Raw genomic sequence first — 9339 nt, 5'->3', positions numbered from 1 at the left:
GACCTCGCGGCGCACCGCCGTCTCCAACCGCACCAACCCCAGCCGGCGGGTCCGAGCCAGATCCCCGCCATCACGGTCCACCACAACGCTCATCGCGGCGGTCCACGTCAGGGAACGAAACGGTTGCCGCGCGGTCTGCAACGCCGCCGGCCACACGCACTCCAACAAGGCTCGGATCTGCTGGACCTGACTGACAGCTTCCACCAGCAACTGCTCCCGGCGCGCGCCCAGATGCCGCAGCCGCCCCCACGTCTCATCGATCGGCTCAGGGACGTAGCAGCGCAGCTGAGCGATCAGACGGGGCGATGATGACGGCGTCTTTCTCGTCGGTCTTGTCGAAGGTCAGGTCCTCGCTGCGACGCGCCCACGACGACAGCATCGGCTGGACACACACGAACGGCATCCCGCGTTCCCCGGCCAGCTGCCCCAGCACCCGCCAGCGGTGACCGGTCGGCTCGCACGCCACCGTCACACCGGCGAACCCGCCTGCTTCCCTGCTCAGTCCAACGCCGTGCCCAGATCCCAGGCGTGACACCGGAATGTCCTGCGTGCCAGCACTTTCGAGTCATGGTCCGTGACCACAACCATCTGCTTCTTGTGTGCCAAGTCGATGCCGACGATCGCGTTCACGGTCGGGACCAGCATCCGCAACCGAGCGATCCGCGCATTGCGGTTGCGATCACCGCGGGACACACCGCTACCGTTACCCACGAACGTCCTCCTCCTGCGATGGGACACCAAGCCCGACAAGCGCATCAGGGGGACGTTCCTACGTCCTGCATCGACACGCAGAACGTCTTTCTATGCCGATGAGCGGGTGTGCGGATGTTTTCACTCGCAGATGCAGAGTTGGAGCGGCGAATCCACGCCAAATGACCGACGCGTCCAGTCGCCGAAGCGCTCGACGAGCCGAAGGCCGCCGAGCCAGATGAGCAGCGGCAACTCCTGCGGGAAGATGCTCCTGATATGGAGCGGTGCGACCACGAAGTCAGGCTCGATCGCGCTCCACCCGCGCCATCCCGTCCTGCTCGACCTGGCGCTGCGCGACACCCGACCACGCTAATTTCAACGTCCGCGAGTACCGGTCGGCACGCCGAACAATCGTGGCATGAATGACAGACCGCACCCCTCACAGTGGTACATCCGGGACCAACGCAGTTCTTCGGCCGCGAACGTCGGCAACTTTGCCTGCCGCGCGCGCCACAGCATGAGCGACAAGCCTCGCCTGGGCCCTTCGCGAGGCCTGCCTGCCCCGGCGCCTGGTCTTCGCGAAGCTGGCAGTTGTCTCTGGTGCTGCGCGGCCGCGGCACGCCGTAACGCGGCGCGGCCGCGCTCCGCCCTTTATACGGTTGGTATGCGTCGGCGCGAGTCCGGCGCGGCCGACGCAGATGTTCCCCAACAGTTAGGTCAACGGTGTTGTGGTCGGATGAGTCGGGCCGGCGTGTGCCCGCGTCGGTGTGGACCGCTGGGATGCGCGTGCATGACCGGTTCACGCTGCGTGAGCGGATCGGCGTGGGCGGGATGTCGGAGGTGTGGCGGGCCGAGGACGAGGTGCTGGGCCGCGCGATGGCGGTGAAGATGCTTACCGCCCCGCTGGCCGTGGACCCGCTGCTGCGCGCCGCGACCTGGACGGAGGCGCGCGCCGCGGCCCGCCTGGCCCATCCGCACGTGACCCAGGTGTACGACTACGGCGAGGCCGCGCTGCCGGGCGGCACCACGGTGGCGTATCTGGTGATGGAGCTCGTCGAGGGGCAGAGCCTCGCCGATCGGCTGCGGCAGGGGCCGCTGCCGTGGCCGGAGGCGACCGCGATGGCGGCTGAGGTCGCCACAGCGCTGGCGGCCGCCCATCGCGTCGGCGTGGTGCACCGTGACATCAAGCCCGGCAACGTGATGCTGACCGGCACGGGCGCCAAGATCCTCGACTTCGGCATCGCCGCGCTGGGCGGGGGCGAGCCGGCCGCCGACGGCGGCCGGCTGGTCGGCACCCCCGCTTACGCGGCACCGGAGCGGCTCCAGTCCGGCGCGGCGGCGCCCGAGAGCGACGTCTACGAACTGGGCGTGCTGCTGTACGAGGCGCTGACCGGGCGCCGGCCCGTCAAGGCGCTGACCTGGAAGGAGGCGGCCGAGGCGCACCGGGCGGCGGCCCTGGGGGCACCGGTGCCGCCGCTCGACGTGCCGGGCCTGCCCCGGCAGGTGCGGCGGCTGTGCATGGACTGCATGTCTGCCGATCCGGCCCGTCGGCCGACCGCGGAGGAGGCGGCGCGGGGACTGGCCGCGGCGGCCGGCCGGCGGCCACCGGTCACGACGGCCCTGCCCACCGTCGTGGGCGCCCCGCCGCCGGCAACACACGGCCCGCCGTCGGCGGCGCAGGGCCCGCGGGCCGGCTATGCCGTCGGGTCCGCGCCGCTGCCGCACCCGGCCACCACGGTCGCGCCCGCGGAGCCCGACTTCGATGTCGAGCCGGACGCCGAGTCCGGCGGCGTGGCGGGGGAGGCGCCTGCCCCGGCCGGTGCTGGGCGCGCTGGTCGGCGCCGTGGTGGTGCTCGGCCTCGCCCTGGCCGTGGTGACCGCGATGCTGCTGTCCCGTCCCGCGGACCGGACCGCCCAGCCGGCCGGGTCCGGCGGGCCCGGTCAGCCGAGCCAGACGACCCAGGCCGACCCGACGGGGCCGCCCACCACGACGGCGTCCCGGCTGCCGGCCGCCACCACCCCGCAGGAGATCGCGGACCGCATCGAGGCCGCGGTCGCCGACGCGGTCGTTGCGGGCACCATCGACGCCGAGGCGGCGGACAAGCTGCGCGAGAAGGTCGACGACCTGCGCCAGAACGCCGGCCGCGGCAAGGCGCGCAAGTCCGCGCAGGAGCTGCAGCGCACGATCGACCAGCTGCGCGAGGACGGGCAGGTCGCCGAGCAGACGGCGGCGCAGCTCACCGGCCTGCTGCGGCCCCTGTTGGGCGGCGACTGAGCGACCGGCGGCGCCCGTGCCCGCCGGTCGCCCTCGGGCGGATCAGCGACCGAGGCGCACGGCGGCATCATCGAGCAGTGCCACGGGCGGCAACCTGATGTGCGACTCGACGTACTCGGGCAGCGGGAACGGCTACCGCCCCACTGGCGCCCTCCCGAACGCCCCGTCCCGCGGCGCCTGGTTCTCCGCCCAGTTCCGGCAGCTCATGGCCAACGCCTACCCGGCGCTGTGACACCACCGCGCATCTCGAAGACCGACAGAACCGTCCGCACGCGGCGCGGCTTGACGTCCCGCAGGTCACGCACGCCATGATCGGGTGCGCGCTATGCCGCGTAGTGCGCGCCGGCCACGTGCCCGCCACGCGCCGCTAGTCTCACGGACCGTGACGGATGCACAGGCCACCGAGGCGCACTGAACTGGCCGATGTGCGGACGCAGAGGCGCGGTCGTCATGACCCGCTCTGCCAGGTCCATGAGCAGGTTGCGGGTCTGCTGCGTAGTCCACGCGCCGTCGGGGTTGGTCGTGACCCCGAGGATGTGCACGTACCGGGTGGCGACCTCCATGACGAAGAACACGTAGTAATGCGACACTCAGCCGGCCGCGACGTTTTCGTGGGGACTGACTGGAGGGTGGCAGGGCATTGTATTGATGGCATACGCATCTGGCAATGATTAACTAACGTTCTCACCGGATTGGTGAGCGCGATCACCCAGTCCGCCATGCACATCCAATCGACCCGTTCATGACGCGATCAACTGGCGGAAAGCTAAGGTCGGGTCCCCGTCGACCGCGCTCCCACGCGGGCAATGTCCTGCAGAGAGTGATTCATGGCCATCTCGACATCCCCCGACCGCCGGTCCCGCGGTGCCGTCGCATTCCTCGTGCGGCTGGTGCTGCCGGTGGCGCTCATCGCGCCGACGGCCGTGCTGTTCGGGCTGCAGCGTCAGTCCACCGACGACGATTCCGCGTTCGCCGTCACCGAGCGCCACGGCGTGGCGTACCTGCAGGCCCTCGTGCCGCTGGAGATCGAACTCGTCAATGCGCAGTCGGTCGCGGCCGCCGGCAACCCGGTGCAGGGCGGGCCGCTGACCGCCGCCGTCGGCAGCGCGGCCAGGCTCGATGACGAGTACGGCGGCGAGTTGCTCACGTACGACCGGTGGGCCGACGTACGCAACAAGATCGAGGCGGTGCCGCCCACCGGCACCCCTGCCGCCCTCTTCGACGCCTACGGCGAGGCCATCGACCTGCTCGTGGACCTCGTCGACAATGTGCGCAGCGCATCCGGCCTGGCCCGCGACCCGCACGCCGAGACCTACAACCTCGCCGACGGCGGCGCCCAAGAGCTACCGGAGGGCATCGCCGCCGCCGGGCGGTACGCCGGCCTTGTCCTGCAGGCCCGGCGGCTGCCCGCGGCCGCGCAGGCCGACGCGCTGTTCGGCATCGCCGCCGCCCGATCCGACCTCATCGGGTCCGCCCGCGACCTGTCCGAGGACGTCCAACGCGCCGCCCAGGGCACCGCGAACCAGAGCCTCGACACGTCCCTGCTGACCAAGATCGACGGCTTCAGCCGGGCGGCCGACGCCCTCGTCCCGTCGGCGGAGACGGCGAGCACGACGCTCGCCGTCGACCCGGCGCGGTTCGCCAAGGACCGCGACGACCTCGTGCGCGCCGGGGCCGACCTGTCCGCGTCGCTGCTGAGCAAGATCGACGGCCTGCTGCGTGAGCGGGTGTCGAGCCTCGAATCGCGCGAGGCCGCGGCCGTCGCCACCCTGGTCGCGGCCATCCTGCTCGGTCTGGCGGCGCCAGCGCTGACCCTGCTGCAGGCGCTGCGCCGACGCAGGCGGCGCAACGACGCCGTGAGCAACCCGCGGCCGGCGTGGCCCAGCGTCGCACCCGGCCCGCAGTACGACAACAGGGAGCGGTTAGGTGCTGCTCGGTAGGTTCCGCATCCGCGGCAAGCTGACGCTGCTGGTCGCGGTGCCGCTGCTGGCCATGTTCGGCCTGTTCGTGCCCGTAGTGGTGAATTTGGTGGGTACCGCGAACCGCGCGGCGGACACCGACGCCGCCGTGAGGCTCACCGAACGGGTCGGCCCCCTTGTGGAGGACCTCCAGCAGGAGCGGCTACTGTCCGTGGGCTACCTGCTCGGCGCGGTCGACCGCACCGACCTGGCCCGGCAGTCGGCCCGGGTCTCCGAGCAGCTGGCCGCCGTGCTCGCCGCGGGCAATCTGCCCGCGGAGCTGGTGACCTCGCTCGACGCGATCCGCCAGCAGCTGCCGCCGCTGCGCGAGCGCGTGCGCATCAGGGCGGCCACCCCGGACGAGATTCTCGACGCGTTCGCGCCGTTCCTGGACGACACGATCGAGGCGCTCGGGCTCGTCGGACGCGCCGACGCCACCACCGCCACCGGCCGGGAGCTGCTCACGCTCGATGTGCTGCTGCGCGCGAACGAGTCGCTCACCGAGAGCACCGCCATCCTGGCCATGATGTCGCGCGGCGACGCCGAGTCGCTGTTCGTGCGGTACCGCGAGGAGCAGATCGAGCGCGAGTTGTACGAGGAGCGGTTCGCCGCCTTCGCCACGCCCGCGCAGGCCCAGCTGTACGGCCTCGTGGCCACCGCCTTCCATCAGCGGCTGGGCACCTCGTTCGACGACGACTTCGACGTCAACCCGGTCGCCACGATGCAGGAACGCCCGCTGGCGGAGCTGTTCCCGAAGCTGCTGTCGTTCAGCGTGCTCGGCGGGTACGTCGAGAAGCGCCTCATCGACGACCTCAGCTCCACCGTCAGCCGGGAGCAGCAGCAGGCGCTGACCACGACGTACGGCGCCGGCGCGCTGACCGCGCTGATCCTGCTCCTCGTGCTGGTCCTGGTCGCCTCCGTGGTCCGCGCCGTGGCCGCGCCGCTGACCCGGCTGACCCGGTCCGCGGAGCGGATCGCCGAGGCGGGCGAGGAGGAGCTGCGCCGCGTCGCGGACGACGATGTCGAGGCCGGCACGCCGGTGCACCTCGACGTGCTCGACGCCGGTGGCGTCGACGAGATCGGCGACCTGGCCCGCGCGTTCGACCGGGTCCAGACCACGGCCGCGCAGCTGGTCGAGCGTCAGGTCGCGAGCCGGCGCAACGTGGCGGAGATGTTCGGCCACATCGGCCGGCGCACCCAGAACCTGGTCGGCCGCCAGCTCGGCATCATCGACCAGCTCGAGTCGCGGGAGACCGACGGGGCCCGTTTGGAGCAGCTGTACCGCCTCGACCACCTCTCCAACCGCCTGCGCCGCAGCGCCGACAGCCTCGTCGTCATCTCCGGCTCCGGCCAGGGCGAGGACCACGTGGCCCCGGTCCGGCTGATCGACGTCGTCCGGCTCGCCCTCGGCCAGATCGAGGAGTACACCCGCGTCGACACCGACATCCCGATCGAGCTGCTCGTCGCCCCTGGTGTCGCCGGCGACCTGGTGCTGCTCGCGGCCGAGCTGCTGGAGAACGCGTCGAACTTCTCGCCGCCGCACACCCGGGTCACCGTCGCCGCGCGCGCCGTGCCCGGCGGCCTGCGGATCGCCGTGATCGACAACGGCATCGGGATGAGCGACGAGCGCCTGGCCGAGGAGAATGCCCGGCTGGTGCGCCGCGAGCGGCTCGACCTCGCGCCCAGCCGCGTCCTCGGCCTGTTCGTGGCCGGTCGGCTCGCCCGCCGTCACGGCTTCGGCGTGGAGCTTGGCCACACCCCGGCCGGCGGCGTCACCGCGACCGTCGACCTCGGTCCGTCGCACGTCGTCTCCGCCCCGGCGATCAGCACCGACGGCGCGTTCCTGTACGACACCCGCCCGGTTGTCGGTGTGCAGGTGCGGACCGAACCGGCGGTGTCGCTGACCGACGCGCCCACGCGCGAGCTCGAGGCACCCCGCGCGGCCGTCGCGCCGGCCCGCCGGCTGCAGGAGGCCGACGAGGCGATGCGGAACTGGCGGCCGTGGAACGCCTTCGAGACCGCCTCCCGCGCACTGCCCGCGGCAACCCCGCAGATGCCGGCGACCCAGGAGGACCGCGGGCCGTCCGGCCTGCGCCGTCGGGTGCCGGGCCGTCAGCTGCCGACCGGCCTGGAGCGTGTGGTGCCGGAGGCGCCGCCGGGGCCCCCGGACGCGCTCGCCGCGCGGGACCTGATCGAGCAGTTCGAGGCTGGCGTGCGTCGCGCCGATGCGGACGCCGCGGCACTGGTCGTACCGCCGCCGGATTGTCCTCCCACGCCACCGCCTATGAACGGGACCGGCCCGCGGCCCCTGCGGCGGCGGACCCCCGGCGCCGCCCTCGCCGGGATGGACCGGCCGAACCGCCCGCCCGAACCGGGCGCGGCCGTGGCTGATCCCGAGACAGTCCGTAGTCTCGTCGAGCAGTTCGAAACCGGCGTGGCCCGCGCGCTGCGCGACGCGCCGCCCGCAACCGACACCGAAGAGGGAACACCACGATGAGCAGCACCTTCACGCCCGCGAGCAGCCCATCGGGGCTCAGCGCCGATGCGAAGAAGTTCAACTGGCTCCTGGACTCGTTCACCACGAACACCGCGGGTGTCCGGGAGGCGATCGCCGTATCGTCCGACGGTCTGGTGATGGCCATGTCGGCGGTACACGACCGGGCCAACGCCGACCGGCTGGCCGCGATCGTGTCCGGGATGACCAGCCTCGCCGCGGGCGCCGCCGGCTGGTACTCGCTGGGCTCGCTCAACCGGGTCATCGTCGACATGGCCGGTGGGTACCTACTCATCACTGCGATCAGCCGGGGATCGGTGCTGGGTGTGATCGCCGACCGGTCGGCCAACCTGGGCACGGTGGCGTACGAGATGACCCTGTTCGCGGGCCGGGCCGGCGCCGCGCTGACTCCCGCCCTAATCGCGGAACTGAAAAACTCCGTCCAGACGTGACCGGGTCGATCGGGCGGATCCCGCCGTATCTGCGTGGTGGCTTGAGCGGCGCCGACGACCCCGCCGAGGAGGCCGGGGGCGGCGCGGCCGAGCCGCGCCCGTTCGTGCTGACGTCCGGCCGGGTCGAGGCGGTCGATCGTGAGATCGGCCTGGAGACCCAGGTGACGCTGCGCGGCGACGCCGCCGCAACGGCGGCGCTCACGCCGGAGATGCAGGCGATCGTGCGGCTGTGCAAACGGCCGATCTCGGTGGCCGAGCTGTCCGCCCTGGTGCCCCTCCACCTGGGCGTCGCCCGCATCCTCGTGGCCGACCTGCGCGTCGCGGGCTACCTCGACGTGCACGTTGTCGACATCGTCAACTCCCAATCCGCCGAGACCATCCTGCGAGTGATGCATGGACTTCGTTCAATCAGCTGATAGGCCCGCTGCCACCCGGGCACCCGTCCCCGTCAAGATCATCGTTGCCGGGGGATTCGGCGTGGGAAAGACTACGACCGTGGGGGCGATCTCCGAGATCGCCCCGCTCACCACCGAGGCCGAGATGACGTCCGCCTCGTTCGGCATCGACGACCCCGGCGAAGCCAGCACCAAGACCACCACCACGGTGGCGATGGACTTCGGCTGCGTGACCATCGACCACAGCCTGAAGCTTTACCTCTTCGGGACCCCCGGCCAGGATCGCTTCGGGTTCATGTGGGACGACCTGGTCCGCGGCGCGCTCGGCGCCCTCGTCGTGGTGGACAGCTCCCGGCTGGACGACTGTTATCCGGCGGTGGACTACTTCGAGCGGGCCGGGCTGCCCTTCGTCGTGGCGGTCAACACCTTCGACGGCCGGATGGCGCACAGCCTCGAGGAGGTGCGCTGGGCCCTCGCCGTCGCCGACCAGGTCCCGGTCGTGAGCTTCGACGCCCGCGTGCGCACCTCGGTGCGCGACGCGATGCTGATCGTGCTCGAAGGCGCGCTGCAGCGCGCCCTGGTCACCGGAGCGCAGTAATCGCCATGGGAGCCCGCCCACCCGACGATGCCCTCACGCGCCTGGCGAGATGGGACGCGCTGCGTCGCCGCGCGGCCGGCGGCGGGGCCGCCCCGCCGGTCATCGACGACGTGATCCAGACCGCGCGGGACCTGGCGGAGCGCCACCCGTCGCTGTCTCTGTCCGTCGTGGCCGAGGACGCCGGGGTCGCCTGGCGCCTACGTGTCACCCGCACCGAGAGCGGGGTCGAGGTCGAGGCCGTGCTCGACACCGACGCCGGACCGCCGGAATCGACGGCCGCGCGTCTGGCATATATTTTGCGGGAGAATCCCGGGATCCTCGATTAGTCCGATGCGGCGGCGGACTCTTCGGCCTCCCACATGGAGATGACTACACCTGGCGGGGCTCCGTTGCGTTGAGCGTTGGCAGGATCGAGGCAGTCTTGAGCAGTGAAGTCATCGATCCGCCCGTGCCTGTGGCTGCCGCAGCGGTCGGCGT

Annotated in this window: 12 protein-coding genes and 2 pseudogenes; 9 read left to right on the top strand and 5 right to left on the bottom strand. The window is 71.9% G+C overall.

Annotated features, from left to right (window positions below):
• The 4 genes from AB0B76_RS58095 to AB0B76_RS58080 form a co-directional block, all read right to left on the bottom strand.
• A partial coding sequence (locus AB0B76_RS58095; protein ID WP_360394784.1) for a hypothetical protein occupies window positions 1-204 on the bottom strand: 204 nt, incomplete at its 3' end.
• Window positions 205-265: 61 nt separating this feature from the next.
• Window positions 266-466: a transposase gene (locus tag AB0B76_RS58090; RefSeq protein ID WP_360394787.1), complete on the bottom strand. Its 201-nt coding sequence runs from the start codon at window positions 464-466 to the stop codon at window positions 266-268.
• A gap of 32 nt (window positions 467-498) precedes the next feature.
• Window positions 499-711, bottom strand: coding sequence for a hypothetical protein (locus AB0B76_RS58085; RefSeq protein ID WP_360394782.1), 213 nt, complete (start codon window positions 709-711; stop codon window positions 499-501).
• A gap of 120 nt (window positions 712-831) precedes the next feature.
• Entirely contained in the window at window positions 832-984 is a 153-nt protein-coding gene (locus AB0B76_RS58080) for a hypothetical protein (RefSeq protein WP_360394779.1), read from the bottom strand.
• A gap of 486 nt (window positions 985-1470) precedes the next feature.
• Here AB0B76_RS58080 and AB0B76_RS58075 point away from each other — a divergent pair.
• The 3 genes and pseudogenes from AB0B76_RS58075 to AB0B76_RS58065 form a co-directional block, all read left to right on the top strand.
• A pseudogene (locus tag AB0B76_RS58075) lies at window positions 1471-2202 on the top strand (serine/threonine-protein kinase); the annotation flags it as partial.
• Window positions 2203-2452: 250 nt separating this feature from the next.
• The gene (locus tag AB0B76_RS58070) at window positions 2453-2965 is read left to right on the top strand and encodes a hypothetical protein (RefSeq protein WP_360394792.1); all 513 of its coding nucleotides are present in this window, start codon (window positions 2453-2455) and stop codon (window positions 2963-2965) included.
• Window positions 2966-3062: 97 nt separating this feature from the next.
• Complete coding sequence (locus AB0B76_RS58065; protein WP_360394790.1) at window positions 3063-3197, top strand: hypothetical protein; 135 nt, start codon at window positions 3063-3065, stop codon at window positions 3195-3197.
• Between the two features lie 226 nt (window positions 3198-3423).
• Here AB0B76_RS58065 and AB0B76_RS58060 read toward each other — a convergent pair.
• Window positions 3424-3543 (bottom strand): annotated as a pseudogene (locus AB0B76_RS58060) (transposase); the annotation flags it as partial.
• 249 nt (window positions 3544-3792) lie between these two features.
• Between AB0B76_RS58060 and AB0B76_RS58055 the strand changes: the two are divergent.
• Genes AB0B76_RS58055 through AB0B76_RS58030 form a run of 6 tightly spaced genes read left to right on the top strand, consistent with a single transcriptional unit; the run spans window position 3793 to window position 9188 of the window.
• Window positions 3793-4905, top strand: coding sequence for a hypothetical protein (locus AB0B76_RS58055; protein ID WP_360394777.1), 1113 nt, complete (start codon window positions 3793-3795; stop codon window positions 4903-4905).
• Window positions 4892-7420, top strand: a complete 2529-nt coding sequence (locus tag AB0B76_RS58050) for a nitrate- and nitrite sensing domain-containing protein (RefSeq protein ID WP_360394775.1) — start codon at window positions 4892-4894, stop codon at window positions 7418-7420. The genes AB0B76_RS58055 and AB0B76_RS58050 overlap by 14 nt, the downstream gene beginning before the upstream one ends.
• Complete coding sequence (locus tag AB0B76_RS58045) at window positions 7417-7869, top strand: roadblock/LC7 domain-containing protein (protein ID WP_360394773.1); 453 nt, start codon at window positions 7417-7419, stop codon at window positions 7867-7869. The genes AB0B76_RS58050 and AB0B76_RS58045 overlap by 4 nt, the downstream gene beginning before the upstream one ends.
• Entirely contained in the window at window positions 7866-8285 is a 420-nt protein-coding gene (locus AB0B76_RS58040) for a DUF742 domain-containing protein (protein ID WP_360394770.1), read from the top strand. Before AB0B76_RS58045 ends, AB0B76_RS58040 begins: the two co-directional genes overlap by 4 nt.
• Window positions 8263-8862, top strand: a complete 600-nt coding sequence (locus AB0B76_RS58035; RefSeq protein WP_360394767.1) for an ATP/GTP-binding protein — start codon at window positions 8263-8265, stop codon at window positions 8860-8862. Before AB0B76_RS58040 ends, AB0B76_RS58035 begins: the two co-directional genes overlap by 23 nt.
• 5 nt (window positions 8863-8867) lie before the next feature.
• The gene (locus tag AB0B76_RS58030) at window positions 8868-9188 is read left to right on the top strand and encodes a hypothetical protein (protein WP_360394765.1); all 321 of its coding nucleotides are present in this window, start codon (window positions 8868-8870) and stop codon (window positions 9186-9188) included.
• Window positions 9189-9339 lie beyond the last annotated feature (151 nt).

It is taken from the genome of Dactylosporangium sp. NPDC049140 (assembly GCF_040648435.1).
The sequence above is the reverse complement of the archived record's forward strand: the minus strand, read 5'-3'. Positions and strand labels throughout refer to the sequence as shown.